Below are 19,613 nucleotides of genomic sequence, written 5' to 3'. Positions count from 1 at the left end.
ACCTCCTGAGCGCTCCCGGTCTCCGGTACCGCGAAGCGCGGGCGGGCCCTGCTGCCGGGACGTGCCGCCGGGCGGTGCCGGGCCCCGCCCGGTGACCGGACCTCGGGAAGCCCCCCGGCGTATCGGCGGCGGAAGGTACGGTGTGCGGGGCTCGTCCGTCCCGCGGCCGGCCCCCGTCCTCACCCGCTCAGGAGCGCACATGTCAGGGCAGTACCCCGGGCAGTTCGGACCACCGCCCGGCGGCGAGTTCCCCGGCGGCCTGCCTCACGGAGGGATACCGGGCACCGTGCCGTACCCCGTCGTGCCGGTGTCCGGCCCGACGCCCCGGCCCGGGGCGGCCACCGGCCCCTACGGCGTGCTCGGCCGGGTGCTGTTGACCCTCACACCGCTGGTGACGGTCGGTCTGCTCGGCATGATCCCCTCACTGCTGCTGGCGATCCGCCGCCGCCGGGCCTACGACATCCTGGGCGCGGTGGTCTTCGCCGGGCTCTTCCTCACCTTTCTGGTCTGCGCGGGAGTGGCCGGCAGCACCGGTGACGCGCCCACCGCGGACACCGTCGGCATGGTGGCCATGGTGCTGATGTGGTTCGGCGCGCCCCTGCACTTCCTGGCGATGGACCTGCGCGCCGTCTGGGAGGCCGGCCGGCCGAAGGCGCCCGCCCAGGCGGCCCACTACCCGCCGCCCGCGGCACCCTACGCGCACCCCGTGCCCGGTGCGGCCTATGCGCCGGCACCCGCCCCCGGGTACGCCGTCCCGCTCGGCGTTCCCGCCCCGCCCGGCGCGGCGGCCCCGAGCACCCCGCCGCCCGCGCCCGGCTACGGGTACCCGGCCCCGGCCCCGTACCCGCCCACGCGGGTGCCGACGGCCCCGCCCGCGCCCGCGACCGGTGAGGAGCTGCGCGAGCTGGGTGAACTGCTGCGGCGTCAGGCCCGGGAGGGCGGCCGGCCGTGACCGCCGCCAGGGTGATCGGAGGCCGCTACCGCCTGGCGGAGAAGATCGGCCACGGTGGGATGGGCCAGGTCTGGGGCGGCTACGACGAGCGGCTGGACCGCCCGGTCGCCGTCAAACTGCTCCGCACCGACCGCCTGCTCCCCGTCGGTCCGGGCGCCGCCGACGGGACGGAGCACCGCCGGCACGGGGACGAGCTCCGCCGTCGCTTCCTGCGCGAATGCCGGATCACCGCGGCCCTCGACCACCCCGGCCTGGTCACCGTGTTCGACGCCGGGGAGGACGGCGGCGAGCTGTACCTGGTCATGCAACGGGTGCCGGGCATCAGCCTGGCCGACCTGATCGCGGAGGACGCGCCGTTCCCGCCGGAGCGCGCGGCCGCCGTGGCGGCCCAGCTCTGCGCGGCGCTGGCCGCCGTCCACGCCGTACCCGTGGTCCATCGCGACCTGAAGCCCAGCAATGTGATGGTCCGTGACGACGGCCGGACGATCCTGCTCGACCTCGGCATCGCCACGGCGCTCGACACCGAGGCCACCCGCCTCACCCTGACCGGCGTCCCGGTCGGAAGCCCGTCCTACATGGCCCCCGAGCAGGCGCTCGCCGCGACGGTCGATCCGCGCAGCGACCTCTACGCGCTCGGTTGCCTGCTGCACGAGATGCTCGCCGGCGAGGAGCCGTTCCGCGCCCCGACGGCGCTCGGCGTGCTGCGCCGGCACGTCGACGAACCGCCGGTGCCGCTGCGCGAACTCCGCCCGGACGTCCCGGAAGCGTTGGAGCGGCTGGTCCTCGATCTGCTCGCCAAGCAGCCCGACGGGCGCCCCGCGGACGCGCAGGAGGTGTTCGCACGGCTGCTCCCGCTGCTCCCCGCCGCCACTCGGGCGCCACAGCCGCGGTACGGCCCGCTGCCGGATCCGGGCTGCCCGTACCGTCACCCCCACCAGCCGCCGCCCCGGCCGGTCGGGGCGGCGGCACCGGTGGCGCCGCCCGTGGCGCGTGCGGAGCCGCGACCGTTCCTGATGGCCGCGGTGCCGGGGTCCGTTCCGCCGGCCCCGCCTTCGCGGCCTCCGTCGCCTCCGTCGGCGCCCGCCGCGCCGGTGTCCGGGGCCGATCTGGCGGCGGCCTGCGCCCGGCTCTCCGACCTGCTCGACGCGGGCCGGCGCGCGGAGGTGCTCGACCTCGCCGGGGCGCTGCTGCCCCGGGCCCAGGCCGAACTCGGCGACGGCGCACCGCTCGTGCGGACCGTTCGGACCATCTACGCCCGGACCCTCCACCAGGAGGGCCGCTACCGGCAGGCGCTGCCCGAGTACCGGTCGCTCGCCGCCACCGCCGAGGGTGGTCCGTACGGCCCACCGGCCCTTGAACACCGCTACCGCGCCGCCGAGTGCCTGGAGCGGCTGGGGCAGGGAAGCGAGGCGCTCGCCGAGTACCGGGCGCTGCTCGCCGACGCTCCGGACCTCGACCCGGAGCGGGCGTTCGACGTACGCGAGCGGATCGGTCTGCTGCTCGCGGCGGCCGGTGACGCCGAGGGTGCCTGGCAGTGGCTGCTCCAGCTCCTGTTCGACCGGGAACGCCGTGAGGGCCCGCACCACCAGGCCGTCCGGCGGCTGCGCCAGACCCTCGACAACCTCCAGTCGCACCGAGGCACCGGCAGGCCCGCACCCCTCGACCCCCGTGCCGCCCCCTGGCCCCCCGTCCGCTGAGCCGCCGGCGCGCGGGCCCGCACGGGCCCTGGGACTCGGAGGTCCGGCCGGTCCCCGGGTATGACTTTCGACAGATCCGGTGCCCTTGCCCGCCTTCTACTGTCGTAGCCGTGAGGACGAACGGTGGGCGGTGGCACGGGTGGCTCGACGGTGCGCTGCTGGCGGGTGCGGCGGTGGCGACCGGGGCGAGCACGGTGGTGATCTGGTGGGCCCTGCCGGCGATCGGCGCGGCCTTCCTGGCCGGGTGGCGGACGGACCGGGTGCGCTGGGCCCTGGCCGCCCTGACCGTGGTGGTCACCGGCGGGGTGGCGGCGGCGCTGGCGGTGCCGGCCTGGATGGTCCCGGGGACGTCCTTCCTGTCCCTGGTGGTCTGCGCGGGTATGGCGCCCTGGATGGCGGGTCGGTTCTGGCGGCAGTCGCAGGAGCTGGTCCGGGCCGGCTGGGAGCGGGCGGAACGGCTGGAGCGCGAGCAGCGGTTGGTGGCCGAGCAGGCCCGGCTGCGCGAGCGGGCGCGGATCGCCCAGGACATGCACGACGCCCTCGGCCACGACCTGAGCCTGCTCGCCCTGCGGGCCGGCGCACTGAAGCTGGCACCAGGCCTGGCCCCGCCGCACCGGGAGGCGGCCCAGGAGATCCGCAAGGGCGCGGGAGCGGCGGTCGAGCGTCTCGCCGAGGTGATCGGCATCCTGCGGGACGAGGCGGACGAGGCGGACCAGGCGGTCCGGGGCCCCGCCGACGCGGGTGTCGCCCACCTGGTCGAGGCAGCGGCCGCGGCCGGTCTGGACGTCCGGCTGACCGTGACCGGCGCGGTGGAAGGCCTGCCGCGCTCGGCCGAGCACGCCGCGTACCGGGTGACCCAGGAGGCGCTGACCAATGCGGCCAAGCACGCTCCGCGGGCGCCGGTGACGGTGCGGGTGGCCCACAGCCCGGACGGGGCCCGCGTCGAGGTGGTCAACGGTCCGTCACCGGTGGGCCCGTCGTGTGCGGCGGCCGGGGCCGGCCGTGGACTGATCGGCCTGGCCGAGCGGGTCAGACTGGCCGGCGGCACACTCCGGCACGGTCCGCGCGGCGACGGTGGCGACGGCGGTGACGGTGGCGGGTTCGAGGTGGTCGCGTTTCTTCCGCGCTCCTCCTCCGCCGTCGCCACCGCACCGGGGCCGGTCGCGGTGTCACCGGCCCGCGAACTGAGCCGCGCCCGCCGCCGGGTGGGCCGGATGATGGCGGCGACCGTGCTGGTGCCGCTGGTCACCGTGCTGGCGCTGACCGGTGTCCTGCGGGGGTGGGCGATCTACTCCGCCGGCCGTGCCGTACTGGACCCGGCGGACTACGCCTCGCTGCGGATCGGCCAGGACCGCGCGACGGTCCAGCCGATTCTGCCGTCCCATCAGTTTCCGTACCATCCTTCCGTGGGGAACCCGCCACCCCGGGGAGAAGGAGTGACGTGCGAGTACTACGCGATCACCGCCGCGCCGTTCAACGACGACCGATCCGGAGACGCCTACCGGCTCTGCTTCCGGGAGGGAGTGCTGGTCGCCCTGGACGCTCTGGTCACGTGAGCGCCGGATGAGCGGCGGCGAACCGGTCGCGGCCGGTACACCGATCCGGGTGGTGATCGCCGACGACGAGCCGATGGTCCGCGCCGGCATCCGCGCGGTGCTCACAATCGATCCGGGCATCGAGGTCGTGGCCGAGACCGGGGACGGCCGGGAGGCCGTCGAGCTGGTCCGCCGCCATCGGCCCGATGTCGTCGTGCTGGACATCCGGATGCCCGGCACGGACGGCATCACCGCCGCCGCCGAGATCCGTCGCACCGGTGCGGCCACCGGGATCGTCATGCTGACGACCTTCGGCGAGGACGACTACATCCTGCGGGCGCTCGGTGGTGGTGCCCACGGGTTCCTGATCAAGTCCGGTGAGCCGGAGGAGCTGATCGCCGGAGTGCGGGCGGTGGCGGAGGGCGCCGCGTACCTCTCACCCAAGGTGGCCGCGCGCGTGGTCGCCCACCTCGCCTCCGCCGGAGCCGGCGGGCCGGCCGACCGCCGGCTCGCCGCCCGCGAACAGGTGGCCGCGCTGACCACTCGGGAACGGGACGTGCTGGTGCTGATCGCCGCCGGTCTGTCCAACGGCCAGATCGCCCGCCGGATCGGGGTGGTGGAGGGCACGGTGAAGGCCCATGTGAGCTCGATTCTGGCGCGGCTCGGTGTGGCCAACCGGGCGGCCGCCGCTGTCCTCGCCCACGAGGCCGGTCTGACCACCGGCGGAGCCTGCGCGGGAGGTCCGCGCGACTGACGGCGGCCCGGCCCGCGGCGGGCCCGGCAGCCGGATACCGGCCGGTGACGCCACCACCGCCGTGGCGAGCGGCAGCAGCGCGAGGAGCACCGCCGCCGTGACCGCCCCGCCCAGCGCGACCCCGGCGGCCACGTCGTGCGGATAGTGCACCCCGGCGGCCACCCGCTGCGCGGCCGTCGCGACACCGACCGGGACGACCAGCGGGGCCCAGCGCGGGCGCAGCACGACCAGGCCGGTCGCCAGGGCGGCGGCGAGGGTCGCGTGATTGCTGGGGAACGACCAGTCGCCCGGTGGTGGACAGTCCGGGACGACCGACCGGGTGGACTGGGCGCCGGACACCGCCGCGCCGAGCACGCGGCAGGGTCGTTCCTCCTGGACCACGACCTTCAGGACCTCGCTCGCCCCGTACGCGAGGACCGTGCCGAGCCCGGTGAGCGCGACCCCCGCGACCAGGCCGGCCGCGCGCCGGCCCCGGGCCGTCCACCAGCACAGCACCAGCAGCAGGCCCAGTACCAGCAGTCCGGCCTCGCCGGCGGGCTCCAGCAGCGTGCCGACCCGGTGCGGCGTGTCGGCGACGAGGTCGGCCACCCATCGGTACCCGGTGGCGGACGCGCCGGCGGTCACCCGCGCCGGCCCGTCCGCCACGTCGCGGGTCGGCGCCAGCCACCCGACCACTCCGACGCCGGCACCGAGCAGCGCCACCGCCCCGGTCACCCGGGCGCCGGTCGTGCCGACCGTTCCCGCGCCGACCGTTCCCGCGTCGACCCGGGTCGCTTCGATCCTTCCCGCGCCGGCTGCCCTCCTGTCGATCGCTCTCGTCCCGGTCGTTCTCGTCCTGGTCGCTCTCTTTCCGGCCGTGTTCGTCATGGTCAGGACGGTAGGGGCGGGCGGGGGCCCGGGACCCGGGGCGAAAGGCAGGGGGAGACCTGGACGATCGTCAGGGTTGACAGTCGCCGCACACCGGGTGAGCGCCGCACGCCGGGTGACCCGTTCGGGGCACGGTCCGCGCGGCGAAGGCTCGGTCGCCCTACTCTCGGGACAACGTCGGGCCGCTCGGGGGAAGGCGGCCCGGACACCGCGCCACCCCACCCCGGAGACCAGCCATGCACCGTCGGACCGCTGTCGCCGGCGTCCTGCTCGCCGCCTCGGCGCTGTCCGGCTGCGGAGCCGACGGGCTGACACCGGGGACGGCGGCGGTGCTGGACGGGCGGCGGATCCCGGTGGGGGCGGTGGAGGCCCGGGTCGCGGAGCTGCGCCGGACCGCCGGCGGTGCCTCCGCGGACGCCGGACAGCAGCCGGACGGACTGGTGCGGAGCGCCGTCACGGACCTGGTGCTCGACGCGGTGATCGCCCGCGCGGTGGCCGACCGCGGGCTCGCGGTGCGGGACGACGAGGTGGTGGCGGCCCGCACGGCGGAGCGGGACCGGTACGGCGGTGCCGGTCCGCTCGCCCGGGTGATGGCCGCTCGGGGTGTGCCCGGTGCCGGGATCGACGACTACTTCCGGCGCCGGCTGGGCGTCGGCCGCCTCGCCGCCGCCGGCCAGGACGCCGGCACCCCGGCGGGCGACGCCGCCGTCCGCCTCGCCCTGGCCGACGCCGCCGCCGCACTCCACCCGCGTGTGAACCCCCGGTACGGCACCTGGAACGCCGACCGGGCCGTGCTCCTCCCCGACGCCCCGCCCTGGCTGGCCCCGTAGGCCCGCCGCCCGGGCAGCGGGGCCGGCCCGGCCGGGGCGAGAACGTGGAGGCGGGGCGTCGCCGGGGGCGGGTAGGTTCGGGGTGTGACGAATCCTCCGGGCGCGAAGCTGATCCTGCTCACCACCACCCACCGGGTGGCCCCCGGCCTGTTGGCCTGGCCCGCCTGGGAGGCGTTGCGGTCCGCCGGGCGGGTGCTCGCCGGCGACGCCGCGCACCCGCAGCTCCCGGCGGTGCGGCAGGCCGGGGTCGAGGTGGAGGTGGTGGCGCCCGGTTCCGCGCCGACGCTGGCCCGGCTGCTGACCGGGCAGCCGGCGGCTGCGGGTCCCACGGTCTGGCTGGGCGGCCCGGACGGCGACCCGGGGCTCACCGACGCGCTGGCGCGCCTCGCGGTCGAGCGCGCGGGCGAGGTGCCCGAGATCGAGGTGCTGCCCGGCTCCTACGACCTGCCGGGTGCGCGGTTGCTGGACCTGGTCTCGGTGATGGACCGCCTGCGCTCGCCCGGCGGCTGCCCCTGGGACGCCGAGCAGACCCACGCCAGCCTGGTGAAGTACCTGGTCGAGGAGGCGTTCGAGCTGGTCGAGGCGATCGAGGAGGGGGACCGCGGGACGCTTCGCGAGGAGCTGGGCGACGTCCTGCTCCAGGTCTTCTTCCACTCGCGGATCGCCGAGGAGCACCCCACCGACGCGTTCTCCATCGACGACGTGGCGGGCGACATCGTCGAGAAGCTGATGTACCGCCACCCGCACGTGTTCGGGGACGTCGAGGCGGAGGGGGCCGCCGAGGTGGAGGCGAACTGGGAGGCCCTGAAGGCCGCCGAGAAGTCGGAGCGCGAGTCCGTGCTGGACGGTGTGCCGGCCGGGCTGCCGGCCCTGGCGTACGCGGCGAAGCTGGTGTCCCGGGTGCGCCGGGCCGGGTTCACCGGGGTGCCGGACGCGCCCTACGAGCTGCCCGCGGAGCTCACGGGGGAGTCGGCGGGCAGGCTGTTGCTCGCCGTGGCGCAGCGGGCGCACGACGCGGGGGTGGACGTGGACGCCGCGCTGCGGGCGGCCGCGCGCGGCTACCGGGAGGCCGTGCGCACGGCCGAGGGCCTGCAGCCCGAGTAGCCCGAGTGGCCGGACTACCCCGAGCGGCCCGGGTCGCCGGACAGGCCGACGAGCCAGGACAGGCCGTCGAGCCCGGCCGGCCCCGGGCCACCCCGCCGCCGTGTCCGTCAGACCGTCGCGACGTCCTTCACCGCACGGCGCTGCGCCGGGACGACCCCGCCGACCACCTCGGCGATCGCTTCGCCGACCAGGGCGAGCAACTCGGCGAGCCGCTCCAGGCCGAGGTGGTCGGGCAGCTCGGCGAGCGAGACGACGCGCTCGCCCTCCGGCCCGGCCACGCAGAACAGGTCGATCGGACCGAGGTGCTTCTCGGTGGTGTCGACCAGGGCGGCGATGTCGCTCGGGCGGCGGATGTCCCCGCAGACCCCGACGACCGGGCAGCCCGGCCGGTCGAGCTCGGTGGCGAGGTCCTCGGCGATTCCGACCTGCTGGTCGGCGATGAGGATGCCGGCGGCGCCCGCGGCGGTGAACCGGCGGGCGAGGTCGGCTCCCGACCCGCCGGCGAGTACGGCGATGACCACGACTTCCCCGGTGACCCGCATGGTGCGCTCCTCCCTGTGGGCGGCTCCGCACCGGCGCCCACGCGTTGTGCTTGCGGAGGATCGTAGGCAGGTCCTGATCCCCCGCAACAGGGATTACCCCTCAGGTGACCAGGCTCACGCCTGCCGCGCCGAGGATGCCCACCGGATACGGTCGACACATGCCAGTTCAGCCCGATTCAGCCCGCCCGCCGCTCTTCACCTGGGAGTTCGCCGCCGACCCGTACCCGGCGTACGCGTGGTTGCGGGAGCACGAGCCGGTGCACCGCACCACCCTGCCGAGCGGCGTCGACGCCTGGCTGGTGACCAGGTACGCGGACGCCCGGCAGGCGCTGGCCGACAGCCGGCTCTCGAAGAACCCGCTCCACCACAGCGGGCACGCCCACCGCGCCGGCCGGGTCGGTATCCCGGGCGAGCGTCAGGCCAATCTGATGACCCACCTGCTGAACATCGACCCGCCGGACCACACCCGGCTGCGCCGGCTGGTCTCGAAGGCGTTCACCCCGCGCCGGGTGGCCGAGTTCGAGCCCCGGGTGCAGCAGCTCACCGACCGGCTGATCGACGGCTTCGCGGAGCGCGGCTCGGCGGACCTGATCCACGAGTTCGCCTTCCCGCTCCCCATCTACGCGATCTGCGACCTGCTCGGCGTGCCGGCCGAGGACCAGGACGACTTCCGGGACTGGGCGGGCATGATGATCCGCCACGGCGGGGGGCAGCGCGGCGGGGTCGGGCGCGCCGTCAAGCGGATGCGCGCCTACCTCGCGGAGCTGATCCACCGCAAGCGGGCCGATCTCGGGGACGACCTGATCTCCGGCCTGATCCGGGCCAGTGACCACGGTGAGCACCTGACCGAGAACGAGGCCGCGGCGATGGCCTTCATCCTGCTCTTCGCCGGTTTCGAGACGACCGTCAACCTGATCGGCAACGGCACCTACGCGCTGCTCCGCGACCCCGGGCAGCGGGCGCTGCTGCAGGATTCGATCGCCCGTGGCGAGACCGGCCTGCTGGAGACCGGGATCGAGGAACTCCTGCGCTACGACGGGCCGGTGGAGCTCGCCACCTGGCGGTTCGCGACCAGCCCGCTGACCATCGGCGGAGTGGAGATCCCGGTCGGTGACCCGGTGCTGGTGGTGCTGGCGGCGGCGGACCGGGACCCGGCGCGGTTCGCCGACGAGAACACCCTGGACCTGGCCCGGACCGACAATCCGCACCTGGGCTTCGGGCACGGCATCCACTACTGCATCGGCGCTCCGCTGGCCCGTTTGGAGGGTCGGTCGGCGCTCGCCACCCTGCTCACCCGGCTGCCCGATCTGCGACTCGCCGAGAGCCCGGAGAACCTCCGCTGGCGCGGTGGTCTGATCATGCGTGGACTTCGCGACCTCCCGGTGGAATTCACTCCCGAGAAGCGGTCCGAAGAACCCTAGACCGGACTCCGGGCAATCCGCCCGGCGATTGCCCCGAACCGCGTCCGGATGCCGCCCCTTCGGGCAGCCGACCACTGACGGGGTGTCGCCGTCACGCCCGCACGCGGGACATGAACCACCATCAACCAGGACATAGGGGCGTCGTTGGTAGGCGATCGGCCACGCGCCGTAATTTATGTGTGATACCTGCGATATGAGCTTGTTATTGATGTGAGGATCTGTCTACCCTCCCTGGAGTTCGCAGCTGCGGACCTCGTGCGCGGAACGCCGAATCCTGCCCGCCGCGTCACGGGAAACCGACCAGAACCCTGGGCAGGGGCGGGGGAACCAGGTTTGTTGCCGTCCCCCACGGCTTGGGGTGAAGCCGCCCGCGCGGGCAGAAAGCCTGCGCGCCACGCGGCCGGGCCACCTCCCGGTCCGAACCCGACAGCTCACCTCGCAGGCGTGCGGAGAGGAACGTCCCCATGCTCTTCGTCGGAACCGGCCGTCATCGCCGTCGTACCCAGGCCGAGAAGGCCATCGCCGTGGCCGGGGTGGCCGGCGTCGGACTCGCGCTGCCGCTCCTCACCGCCACCGGCGCCTCCGCCGCCCCGGCCTCGACCTGGGACGCGGTCGCCCAGTGCGAGAGCGGCGGCAACTGGGGCATCAACACCGGCAACGGCTTCTACGGTGGCCTGCAGTTCACGCCCAGCACGTGGAAGGCGTACGGCGGTACCTCGTACGCGCCGCAGGCCAACCAGGCCACCAGGGCGCAGCAGATCTCGGTCGCCGAGAAGGTCCTCGACTCCCAGGGCCCGGGTGCCTGGCCGGTCTGCTCCCAGAAGGCCGGTCTGAGCAAGGGCGGCGCCCAGGCGTCGGTCGACACCTCCGAGGACGCCGCGCCGACCGCGTCGAAGCCGGCCCAGTCGAAGCCCGCCCGGTCGAAGGCCGATCAGAAGCCCGCGCAGCAGCAGGCCCAGAAGCCCGCGTCGAAGCCGGTGCAGCAGGCCCCGAAGGCGGCCGGCCAGCAGAACACGTACCAGCAGAACTCGTACCAGGAGGACCGGACCCCGGGCTTCTCCGGCCAGTCCGGCTGGGACGCCGACACGAAGGTCTTCTGGTACCAGAGCGGCGGCGCCTGGTACTGGACCAGCCACCAGGACGTCTACCAGCAGTACGCCGGCCAGGCCGGCGGCTCGGCCGCCGCCCACGGCGCTCCGGCCGCCCCCGCCGCGGCCCAGCAGCGCGCCGGCCACGGCTACACCGTCCAGTCGGGTGACACCCTGTCGACCATCGCCTCCGCCCAGGGCGTGTCCGGCGGCTGGCAGGCGCTGTACGACGGCAACCGCGGCGCCGTCGGCACCGACCCGAACCTGATTCTCCCGGGCCAGGTGCTCGACCTCGGCTGACGCCCGTCGGTGCGGTGATTCCACGAAGGGGGCCGATCCGGTCCCCTTCGTCCGCATCTGGCCTGTTTCTCTGGGGCAACCAGGTGAACTACTGGCGGGTAGCCGGGCCACACCCTGAGACGGGACCGAGGTCGACGTGGTCCCGAGAGCCCGTGCGGTTAGGCTCTGGTCGTAACGACTCCGCAATCGTCCGGCCGACCGCACCCATCGTCAGCCGGACCTGCTTCCGCTAGGAGATGCCTCGTGCCGTCCATCGATGTCGTCGTAGCCCGTGAGATTCTCGACTCGCGTGGCAACCCCACGGTCGAGGTCGAGGTCGGCCTCGACGACGGCAGCACCGGCCGTGCCGCTGTCCCCTCGGGTGCCTCCACCGGTGCCTTCGAGGCGCTGGAGCTGCGCGACGGTGACAAGAACCGCTACTTCGGCAAGGGCGTGGAGAAGGCCGTCCTGGCCGTCATCGAGCAGATCGGCCCCGAGCTGGTCGGCTACGACGCCACCGAGCAGCGCCTGATCGACCAGGCCATGCTGGACCTGGACGCCACCCCGGACAAGTCCTCGCTCGGCGCCAACGCGATCCTGGGCGTCTCGCTGGCCGTGGCGCACGCCGCCTCCGAGGCCAGCGACCTGCCGCTGTTCCGCTACCTGGGCGGCCCGAACGCGCACGTCCTGCCGGTCCCGATGATGAACATCCTCAACGGTGGCTCGCACGCCGACTCCAACGTCGACATCCAGGAGTTCATGATCGCTCCGATCGGCGCGGAGTCCTTCTCCGAGGCCGTCCGCTGGGGCGTCGAGGTCTACCACACCCTCAAGGGCGTGCTGAAGGAGCGCGGCCTGTCCACCGGCCTCGGCGACGAGGGCGGCTTCGCGCCGAACCTGGACAGCAACCGCGAGGCCCTGGACCTCATCACCGAGGCCATCCAGAAGGCCGGCTACGTGCCCGGCAAGGACATCGCGCTCGCCCTGGACGTCGCCGCCTCCGAGTTCTACCAGGACGGCGCCTACCAGTTCGAGGGCAAGGCGATCTCCGCCGCCGAGCTCATCGAGTACTACGCCGAGCTGGTCGCCGCGTACCCCCTGGTCTCCATCGAGGACCCGCTGGACGAGTCCGACTGGGACGGCTGGAAGGCCATGACCGTCAAGCTGGGCGACAAGGTCCAGCTGGTCGGTGACGACCTGTTCGTCACCAACCCGACCCGCCTGGCCAAGGGCATCGAGACCGGCACCGCCAACGCGCTGCTGGTCAAGGTGAACCAGATCGGTTCGCTGACCGAGACCCTGGACGCCGTCGAGCTGGCGCAGCGCAACGGCTACCGCTGCATGATGTCGCACCGCTCCGGCGAGACCGAGGACGTCACCATCGCCGACCTCGCCGTCGCCACCAACTGCGGCCAGATCAAGACCGGCGCCCCGGCCCGCTCCGAGCGCGTCGCCAAGTACAACCAGCTGCTGCGCATCGAGGAGATCCTCGACGACGCGGCCGAGTACGCCGGCCGCGGCGCGTTCCCGCGCTTCCGCGCCGCCGAGTAGTCCTCGCCGAGCGGCCGCTGCCGGGAGGCGTCGCCGCGGCCGAGCACGAGGGCCGAGCGCGCCCAGTAGCGCAAGCCTGACCGGTGCCCCGCCGTTCACCCCGTAGGGTGGACGGCGGGGCACCGTCGCGACCAGGAGGGGATACGGGAGATGGCAGGCTGGAGGATCCCGGGCTTTGCCGCCCGGCCTCGCTTCACGAGCCGGGCGACCGTCCTTGTCCTGGTGCTCTGCTCCCTGGTGGCGATCCTGGCCTATCCGACCAGGCAGTTCATCTCCCAGCGTTCCGAGATCTCCGCCCAGCGGGCGAAGGCCGAGCACGCCCGCCAGCAGGTGGACCAGCTGCGCCGGGAGAAGGCCCGCTGGCAGGACCCGGAGTACGTCAAGGCGCAGGCCCGCAACCGGCTGCACTACGCGATGCCGGGGGAGACCCCGTACATTGCGGTGGATCCGGCGGGCCAGGGTGCCACCCCGTCCTCCGTCGCCCCGCCCGCCTCGTCCGACGGCACGGCCGCCGGGCCGGCGAAGGCCGCCAAGCCCTGGTACGCGAGCGTCTGGGACTCGGTGGACGCCGCCGACACCGCCGCCGTCGCCCCGCCCTCTCCACCCGCCCCTGCCTCTGCTGGAGCCAGCTCCCCCCATGACCACTGAGAACCACCCCTCCGTCTCCGACACCGATGTCGCGGCCATCGCCGCGCAGCTCGGCCGGGTCCCGCGCGGCCTGCGCTCGGTGGCGCACCGCTGCCCCTGCGGCAACCCCGACGTCGTGGAGACGGCCCCCCGGCTCGCGGACGGCACGCCGTTCCCGACGCTGTACTACCTGACCTGCCCCAAGGCCGCCTCGCTGATCGGCACGCTGGAGGCGGACGGCGTGATGAAGGACCAGACCGCCCGGCTCGCCGAGGACCCGGAGCTGGCCGCGGCGTACCAGAAGGCGCACGAGGACTACATCGCCCGCCGGGACGCCATCGAGGTGCTGGAGGGCTTCCCGAGCGCCGGCGGCATGCCGGACCGGGTGAAGTGCCTGCACGTGCTGGTCGGCCACTCGCTGGCGGCCGGCGAGGGCGTCAACCCGCTCGGCGACGAGGCGATCGGCATGCTGGAGGACTGGTGGGCCAAGGGCCCCTGCGTCTCCGCCGCCGAGGTCGAGGCCGCCGGGCAGCGGGTCGCGCGGAACCGCGCCAAGGACCAGGACCACGAGGCCGTGATCGCCGCCAAGCAGCAGAAGTCCGCCGAGCGGGCCGCCAAGCGGGCCGCGCAGGAGAATGCCGAGGAGGCCGGCGCATGAGCGTCACCCGGGTCGCCGCGATCGACTGCGGCACCAACTCGATCCGGCTGTTGGTCGCCGACCTCGACCCGGAGACCGGGGCGATCACCGACCTCGACCGCCGGATGATCGTCAACCGGCTGGGCCAGGGCGTGGACCGGACCGGCCGGCTGCACCCGGACGCGCTGGCGCGCACCTTCGCGGCCTGCCGCGAGTACGCCGAGGTCATCTCCGGCTTCGGGGTGGGGCCGGACCGGATCCGCTTCGTCGCCACCAGCGCCTCCCGGGACGCCGAGAACAGTGACGAGTACGCCAAGGGCGTGCGCGACATCCTGGGCGTTGCTCCGGAGGTGGTGAGCGGCGAGGAGGAGGCGCACCTCTCCTTCGTCGGCGCCACCAAGGAGCTCGGCGGCGGGCAGTTCCCGGCGCCGTACCTGGTCTTCGACCTCGGCGGCGGTTCCACCGAGTTCGTGCTCGGCGGCGAGGACGTCCAGGCGGCCCGCTCGGTCGACATCGGGTGCGTGCGGCTGACCGAGCGCCACTTCGGCGGGGCCGAGCTGCCCTCGGCCGAGCAGATCGCCGAGGCGCGGGCCCACGTCCGGGCCGAGCTGGACAAGGCGGCCGAGGTCGTCCCGCTGACCGGCGCGGCCACCCTGGTCGGCCTGGCCGGGACGGTCACCACGGTGTCCGCGATCGTCCAGGACCTGCCGGTCTACGACTCCGAGCGGATCCACCACTCGCGGATCGGGCGGGAGCAGGTGGCCCGGATCGCGGCCGAGCTGCTCTCCGCCACCCACGCCCAGCGCGCGGCGATCCCGTCGATGCACCCCGGCCGGGTGGACGTGATCGCGGCCGGCGCGCTGGAGCTGCTGGAGATCATGGAGCGGACCGGTGCCGCCGAGCTGGTCGTCAGCGAGCACGACATCCTGGACGGCATCGCCTGGAGTATGGCGTCCTGACCGGGCGTGAGCCTTACCGGACCGGCCCCGGAGCCCCTGCGAGGGGTCCGGGGCCGGGGCGCGCCCGGGGCTCTGCGGAAAAGTTCGTGAATTTCTTCACATGAGGTTCCGGTCATTCGTCGCACCTTCCGGTCCGCTACGTCCGAAATGTGGGACCGAAGGCCTATCCGCCGTGTCGCCCGTTGGATCGCAGGTGGGGCTCCCGCACAGGTTTGAAAATCGAAATCACGCGCGGGAACCCAGGCGCCCCATGGATCGTTGCTGCTCAGCCGGGCCGTCCGCGTCCGCGTCCGCACGGCGGTGGCGGACGGGCCGGGAGGCGGCCGTCCGGGGCCGCGAAAGTGGCCGCGAAGTGTAGCACAGGGTGTCCAGGAGCTTGTGACCGGCCTCACGAAGGCTGCTCCGGACGGTGCTGGATACTTTCCGATATGAGCACCACGGAGCGTCCTCGCATCCTCATTGTCGGCGGTGGTTACGTCGGCCTGTATGCCGCGATGCGCATCCTCAAGAAGATGCGCTATGGCGAAGCGACCGTCACGGTCGTCGACCCGCGGTCGTACATGACGTACCTGCCCTTCCTCCCCGAGGCGGCCGGCGGCAACGTCGCGCCCCGCAACCTCGTCGCGCCGCTGCGCAGCGCCCTCAAGAAGGCGGAGGTGCTCACCGGTGCTGTCACCGGTGTGGACCACGCCCGCAAGGTCGCCACCATCCAGCCGGCGGCCGGCGACTCGTACGAGCTGCCCTTCGAGTACCTGGTCGTCGCGACCGGCTCGGTCTCCCGCACCTTCCCGATCCCGGGTCTGGCGGAGCACGGCATCGGCATGAAGACGGTCGAGGAGGCCATCAGCCTCCGGAACCACGTCATGGCGCAGCTGGACAAGGCCGAGTCCACCACGGACGAGGCGATCCGCCGCAAGGCGCTGACCTTCGTCGTCGTCGGCGGTGGCTTCGCCGGTGTCGAGACGATCGCCGAGATCGAGGACATGGCGCGCGACGCCGCCAAGATCTACAAGACCGTCAGCCGTGACGACATGCGCTTCATCCTGGTGGAGGCGGCCAACCGCATCCTCCCGGAGATGGGCCCGGACCTCGGTCTGTGGACCAAGGAGAAGCTCGAAGAGCGCAACATCGAGATCTACATCGAGACCTCGATGGACTCCTGCGTCGACCAGCACGTCGTGCTGAAGAACGGCGTCGAGGCCGATGCCTCCACCATCGTGTGGACGGCCGGCGTGAAGCCGAACCCGGTGCTGGCCAACTTCGGCCTGCCGCTGGGCCCGCGCGGCCACGTCGACACCGCCCCGACCCTCCAGGTCAAGGGCTTCGACTACGTCTGGTCGGCCGGCGACAACGCCCAGGTGCCGGACCTCGCCGCCGGCGAGGGCGCCTGGTGCCCGCCGAACGCGCAGCACGCCGTCCGTCAGGCCGCCGTCCTCGGCGACAACGTCATCTCGGGCATGCGCGGCTTCCCGCAGGCCGAGTACAAGCACAAGAACCTCGGTGCGGTGGCCGGTCTCGGCCTGCACAAGGGTGTGGCGATCCTCTTCGGCAAGTACAAGCTGAAGGGCCGTCCGGCCTGGTGGTTCCACCGCCTGTACCACGGCGCCATGGTCCCGACCATGAACCGCAAGGTCCGCGTCTTCACCGACTGGACCCTGGCCGTGTTCCTGAAGCGCGAGGCCGTCGGCCTGGCCCAGATGGAGAAGCCGTTCGAGGCGTTCCAGGAGGCCGCGGCGCCCGCGCCGAAGCCGGTCGAGGCCGCCAAGCCGGCCGCCGACAAGGAGCTCGCCAGCAAGTAAGCGACTGAGATCCCGGTGTGGGAGCACCGGGAAATGAGTCGGAGGCCCTCCGCCCGGCAGCGTCGCCGGACCACGACCTCCGTGGTGCTCAGCCGGCTGTGCGAGTCGGGCGGAGTACAGAAGTACGGGAAGACCCCCACCGAACCCTCCGGTGGGGGTCTTCCCGTGTGCGGCGCCGGTGCGGTGCCCGGCGCCGGCGGTCAGTCGGTCTTGATGCTCGCCAGGATGTCCAGCTTGGACGCCCGGCGGGCCGGCCAGATCGCGGCCACCAGGCCGACGACCCCGGCGAGCACGAGGAAGAGCAGCAGCTGGCCGAACGGGAGCGTGGTGGTCAGGCCCGCCATGCCGGACTTCAGCGTGCCGAGGATCCCCCAGGCCATGTAGCAGCCGAGCACGACACCGATGCCGGCACCGAAGAGCGAGATCACCACGGACTCCAGACGGACCATCCGCTTGATGCCGCCGCGGTCCAGGCCGATCGCCCGCAGCATCCCGATCTCGCGCTTGCGCTCGAAGACCGACATGGCCAGCGTGTTGACCACACCGAGGACCGCGACGAGCACGGACATCGCCAGCAGGCCGTACATCATGTTCAGCGCCATGGTGATGATCTGGCTGAAGTCGTCCCGGACGTCCTGCTTGGACTTCACCTCGATCACCGGGTTGGCGCCGGTGGAGTCCTTGAGCGCCTTCTTCAGCGAGTCGGTGGCACCGTCGGTGCCCTTGACCAGCACGTCGCTGATGTACGGCTCGGGGTCGTGCTTGACGATCTCACTGTTGGCCAGCACGACCGGGCCGAGCATGGCGCTCGCCTCGTAGACGCCGCCGACGGTGATCCGGCCCGTGGAGCCGTCCGGGTAGGTGACGGTCAGCGGCGAGCCGGCGGTGACGCCGTTCTTCTTGGCCACGTCCGTGTCGATCAGGATCTGGCCCTGGGCGAAGTTGGCGGTCGAGCCGCTGGTCAGCTTGGCCGAGACGAGCTTGTCGAAGCTGTTCGCGTCCAGGCCGCTGATCGACTTGGTCGTGCCGTTCAGCTCCCAGTAGACCGTGGTGAGCGGCGAGGAGGCGGCCACCCCGGCCGTCTTGGCGACCTCGGCCGGGATCTTCGGCGACAGGCTCATGTTGTTCGCGGTCGAGATCAGGTAGTCGGCCTTCATCGCGCTGGTGACGGCCTTGTCGAGGGCCCCGCCGACCGAGGCGCCGATCACCGTCAGACCGGTGACCAGGGTCAGGCCGATGGTCAGGGCGGCCGCGGTGGCCGCGGTGCGGCGCGGGTTGCGCACGGCGTTCTGCCGGGCGAGCTTGCCGGGCGTGCCGGCCAGCTTGCCGAGTGCCGGGCCGATCAGGGCGATCACCGGGCGGGAGAGCAGCGGCAGCAGGATGAAGATGCCGACCAGGGCGACCACGGCGCCGAGGGCGACCGGCACGCGGCCGTCGCTGTTGCCGGTGGAGGCCCCGTAGGCGATCAGCGCGCCACCGCCCGCGGTGAGGACCGAGCCGATGGTGTTGCGGATCAGCAGGCTCTTCTGACTGCTCGGCTGGTCACCGCTGCTCATCGCGGCCACCGGGGCGATCTTCGAGGCGCGCATCGCGGGCAGCAGGGCCGAGAGGACGGTGACCAGGACGCCGACCACCAGGGTGACCACCACGGTCACCGGCTTGATCACCAGCGAGCCGGTGGGCAGGCCGTCGTTCAGCGCGTGGACCACGGACTGCAGCCCGGCGCCGATCCCGATGCCGACCACCAGGCCGGCTGCGGCCGAGAGGGCGCCGATCACCAGGGCCTCGATCAGCACGGACGTGGTGACCTGCTTGCGGCTGGCACCGATCGCCCGCAGCAGGGCGAGCTCCTTGGTGCGCTGGGCGACGAGCATGGTGAAGGTGTTGGCGATGATGAAGATGCCGACGAAGAGCGAGATCCCGGCGAAGGCGAGCAGCATGGTGCGCATGCCGTCGGTGCCGCTGGTGATCATCTTCTGCTCGTCGTCCTTGAGCTGCTGACCGGTCTCGATGTCGATCTGCTGGCCGGCCGGGAGCTTCTCCTGGACCTGGGCGAGCAGCGCGTCCTGGCTGGTGCCGGGCTTGGCGGCGAGCACGACGCTGCTGTAGCGGCCCGGCTCCAGCAGCAGCTGCTGGGCGGTGGCGCGGTCGAACAGGGTGAGTGTGCCGCCGGTGTTCACCACCGGGTCGTCGGTGGTGAACACGCCGGTGAGCTTCGCCTCGGCCACCGGGCCGTTGGAGGCGAACCGGACGGTGTCGCCGACCTTGTAGCCGCCCTTGTCGGCGGTCGTGCGGTCGAGCGCGATCTCCTTGGAGCTCTTCGGGCCCTGGCCCTCGGCCATCGGGTAGCGGGCGTCCCTGCCGTCCGCACCGGGGGCGAAGTTGACGCCCTTCGCGGACCAGGCCTGGCCGATCAGGTTGCCGCTCTTGTCGGCGACGCCGGTGAAGCCGCTGACCACGCCGCGGGCCGAGGCGGCGCCGGGGAGCGCGCCGAGCTGCTGGACGGTGGCGTCCGTCAGGGTGGCCGCGCTCTTCTCGCTCTTCTCCCGGGCGGAGGCGGAGGACCCGGCCGCCCGGTCGACGATCTGGACCGAAACGTCCGAGTAGCTCTTGGAGTTGCTGTCCCGCATGGCCTTGCCGAAGGTGTCGGAGAAGACCATGGTGCCGGCGACGAAGGCGGTGCCCAGCATGACGGCCAGCGCCGTCATCAGCAGTCGGCCCTTGTGGGCCAGCACGTTGCGCAGTGCGGTGCGATACATGGGGTGTCCTGAGGTCTACGAAGGGACGGGCTGCTGCCGGCGGAGCGTCAGCTCGTCCGGCCCTTGGCGTCGAAGCGGCGCATGCGGTCCAGGACGGTGTCGGCGGTGGGGTTGGGGAGTTCGTCGACGATGCGGCCGTCGGCGAGGAAGACGACGCGGTCGGCGTAGGCGGCGGCGACGGGGTCGTGGGTGACCATGACGACGGTCTGGCC

The 19,613-nt window shown here is 73.3% G+C and carries 15 protein-coding genes, 2 pseudogenes and 1 riboswitch; of the genes and pseudogenes, 13 read left to right on the top strand and 4 right to left on the bottom strand.

All coding sequences use genetic code 11. The features are described 5' to 3' along the window. Nucleotides 1-286: 286 nt before the first annotated feature. From ACFXHB_RS37105 to ACFXHB_RS37090, 4 genes are all read left to right on the top strand, one after another. Nucleotides 287-952: a hypothetical protein gene (locus ACFXHB_RS37105; protein ID WP_380580176.1), complete on the top strand. Its 666-nt coding sequence runs from the start codon at nucleotides 287-289 to the stop codon at nucleotides 950-952. Continuing rightward, nucleotides 949-2,649: a protein kinase gene (locus ACFXHB_RS37100; protein WP_380580174.1), complete on the top strand. Its 1,701-nt coding sequence runs from the start codon at nucleotides 949-951 to the stop codon at nucleotides 2,647-2,649. Before ACFXHB_RS37105 ends, ACFXHB_RS37100 begins: the two co-directional genes overlap by 4 nt. 110 nt (nucleotides 2,650-2,759) lie before the next feature. Further along, nucleotides 2,760-4,205 carry a sensor histidine kinase gene (locus ACFXHB_RS37095; protein ID WP_380580172.1) on the top strand — a complete coding sequence of 482 codons (1,446 nt, stop codon included), beginning with the start codon at nucleotides 2,760-2,762 and terminating at the stop codon, nucleotides 4,203-4,205. A gap of 7 nt (nucleotides 4,206-4,212) precedes the next feature. After that, nucleotides 4,213-4,938, top strand: a complete 726-nt coding sequence (locus ACFXHB_RS37090) for a response regulator (RefSeq protein ID WP_380580170.1) — start codon at nucleotides 4,213-4,215, stop codon at nucleotides 4,936-4,938. 93 nt (nucleotides 4,939-5,031) lie between these two features. On the opposite strand, the pseudogene ACFXHB_RS37085 reads toward ACFXHB_RS37090, so the two are convergent. Beyond that, nucleotides 5,032-5,805 (bottom strand): annotated as a pseudogene (locus ACFXHB_RS37085) (phosphatase PAP2 family protein); the annotation flags it as partial. Nucleotides 5,806-6,041: 236 nt separating this feature from the next. Here ACFXHB_RS37085 and ACFXHB_RS37080 point away from each other — a divergent pair. Then, on the top strand, nucleotides 6,042-6,635 hold the full coding sequence (locus ACFXHB_RS37080; RefSeq protein ID WP_380580168.1) for a hypothetical protein: 594 nt from the start codon (nucleotides 6,042-6,044) through the stop codon (nucleotides 6,633-6,635). 84 nt (nucleotides 6,636-6,719) lie between these two features. Further along, nucleotides 6,720-7,739, top strand: coding sequence for a MazG family protein (locus ACFXHB_RS37075; protein WP_380580166.1), 1,020 nt, complete (start codon nucleotides 6,720-6,722; stop codon nucleotides 7,737-7,739). Between the two features lie 107 nt (nucleotides 7,740-7,846). Here the strand turns inward: ACFXHB_RS37075 and ACFXHB_RS37070 are convergent, their stop codons facing one another. After that, nucleotides 7,847-8,281: an SDR family NAD(P)-dependent oxidoreductase gene (locus ACFXHB_RS37070; RefSeq protein WP_380580163.1), complete on the bottom strand. Its 435-nt coding sequence runs from the start codon at nucleotides 8,279-8,281 to the stop codon at nucleotides 7,847-7,849. A gap of 158 nt (nucleotides 8,282-8,439) precedes the next feature. Here ACFXHB_RS37070 and ACFXHB_RS37065 point away from each other — a divergent pair, with 158 nt between their 5' ends. From ACFXHB_RS37065 to ACFXHB_RS37035, 7 genes are all read left to right on the top strand, one after another. Then, the gene (locus tag ACFXHB_RS37065; RefSeq protein ID WP_380580161.1) at nucleotides 8,440-9,702 is read left to right on the top strand and encodes a cytochrome P450; all 1,263 of its coding nucleotides are present in this window, start codon (nucleotides 8,440-8,442) and stop codon (nucleotides 9,700-9,702) included. Nucleotides 9,703-9,990: 288 nt separating this feature from the next. Next, a riboswitch (cyclic di-AMP (ydaO/yuaA leader) is annotated at nucleotides 9,991-10,161 on the top strand. A 5-nt stretch (nucleotides 10,162-10,166) separates the two neighbouring features. Continuing rightward, nucleotides 10,167-11,090, top strand: a complete 924-nt coding sequence (locus ACFXHB_RS37060; RefSeq protein ID WP_380580159.1) for a transglycosylase family protein — start codon at nucleotides 10,167-10,169, stop codon at nucleotides 11,088-11,090. Nucleotides 11,091-11,333: 243 nt separating this feature from the next. Beyond that, nucleotides 11,334-12,620 carry a phosphopyruvate hydratase gene (eno, locus tag ACFXHB_RS37055; RefSeq protein ID WP_380580157.1) on the top strand — a complete coding sequence of 429 codons (1,287 nt, stop codon included), beginning with the start codon at nucleotides 11,334-11,336 and terminating at the stop codon, nucleotides 12,618-12,620. Between the two features lie 150 nt (nucleotides 12,621-12,770). Then, on the top strand, nucleotides 12,771-13,268 hold the full coding sequence (locus tag ACFXHB_RS37050; protein WP_380580155.1) for a septum formation initiator family protein: 498 nt from the start codon (nucleotides 12,771-12,773) through the stop codon (nucleotides 13,266-13,268). Beyond that, the gene (locus ACFXHB_RS37045; RefSeq protein ID WP_380580192.1) at nucleotides 13,240-13,905 is read left to right on the top strand and encodes a DUF501 domain-containing protein; all 666 of its coding nucleotides are present in this window, start codon (nucleotides 13,240-13,242) and stop codon (nucleotides 13,903-13,905) included. Before ACFXHB_RS37050 ends, ACFXHB_RS37045 begins: the two co-directional genes overlap by 29 nt. Next, nucleotides 13,902-14,843, top strand: coding sequence for an exopolyphosphatase (locus ACFXHB_RS37040; RefSeq protein WP_380580153.1), 942 nt, complete (start codon nucleotides 13,902-13,904; stop codon nucleotides 14,841-14,843). Before ACFXHB_RS37045 ends, ACFXHB_RS37040 begins: the two co-directional genes overlap by 4 nt. Before the next feature lie 428 nt (nucleotides 14,844-15,271). Further along, nucleotides 15,272-16,642 carry an NAD(P)/FAD-dependent oxidoreductase gene (locus ACFXHB_RS37035; RefSeq protein ID WP_380580151.1) on the top strand — a complete coding sequence of 457 codons (1,371 nt, stop codon included), beginning with the start codon at nucleotides 15,272-15,274 and terminating at the stop codon, nucleotides 16,640-16,642. 200 nt (nucleotides 16,643-16,842) lie between these two features. On the opposite strand, the gene ACFXHB_RS37030 is transcribed toward ACFXHB_RS37035, so the two are convergent. Both ACFXHB_RS37030 and ACFXHB_RS37025 read right to left on the bottom strand, forming a co-directional pair. Further along, a complete protein-coding gene (locus ACFXHB_RS37030; protein ID WP_380580149.1) occupies nucleotides 16,843-19,401 on the bottom strand; it encodes an ABC transporter permease in 2,559 nt (852 codons plus the stop codon). Nucleotides 19,402-19,448: 47 nt separating this feature from the next. Then, nucleotides 19,449-19,613 (bottom strand): annotated as a pseudogene (locus tag ACFXHB_RS37025) (ABC transporter ATP-binding protein); the annotation flags it as partial.

The organism is Kitasatospora sp. NPDC059327 (assembly GCF_042752535.1).
Lineage (GTDB): Bacteria > Actinomycetota > Actinomycetes > Streptomycetales > Streptomycetaceae > Kitasatospora.
This window is presented reverse-complemented; position numbering and strand designations above follow the sequence as displayed.

Bases quoted from the DNA above. Each gene is read 5' to 3' on its own strand.
- ACFXHB_RS37090 (WP_380580170.1), top strand. From the start codon at position 4,213: ATGAGCGGCGGCGAACCGGTCGCGGCCGGTACACCGATCCGGGTGGTG.
- ACFXHB_RS37080 (WP_380580168.1), top strand. From the start codon at position 6,042: ATGCACCGTCGGACCGCTGTCGCCGGCGTCCTGCTCGCCGCCTCGGCG.
- ACFXHB_RS37070 (WP_380580163.1), bottom strand. From the start codon at position 8,281: ATGCGGGTCACCGGGGAAGTCGTGGTCATCGCCGTACTCGCCGGCGGG.
- ACFXHB_RS37065 (WP_380580161.1), top strand. From the start codon at position 8,440: ATGCCAGTTCAGCCCGATTCAGCCCGCCCGCCGCTCTTCACCTGGGAG.
- ACFXHB_RS37060 (WP_380580159.1), top strand. From the start codon at position 10,167: ATGCTCTTCGTCGGAACCGGCCGTCATCGCCGTCGTACCCAGGCCGAG.
- ACFXHB_RS37050 (WP_380580155.1), top strand. From the start codon at position 12,771: ATGGCAGGCTGGAGGATCCCGGGCTTTGCCGCCCGGCCTCGCTTCACG.
- ACFXHB_RS37040 (WP_380580153.1), top strand. From the start codon at position 13,902: ATGAGCGTCACCCGGGTCGCCGCGATCGACTGCGGCACCAACTCGATC.
- ACFXHB_RS37035 (WP_380580151.1), top strand. From the start codon at position 15,272: ATGAGCACCACGGAGCGTCCTCGCATCCTCATTGTCGGCGGTGGTTAC.
- ACFXHB_RS37030 (WP_380580149.1), bottom strand. From the start codon at position 19,401: ATGTATCGCACCGCACTGCGCAACGTGCTGGCCCACAAGGGCCGACTG.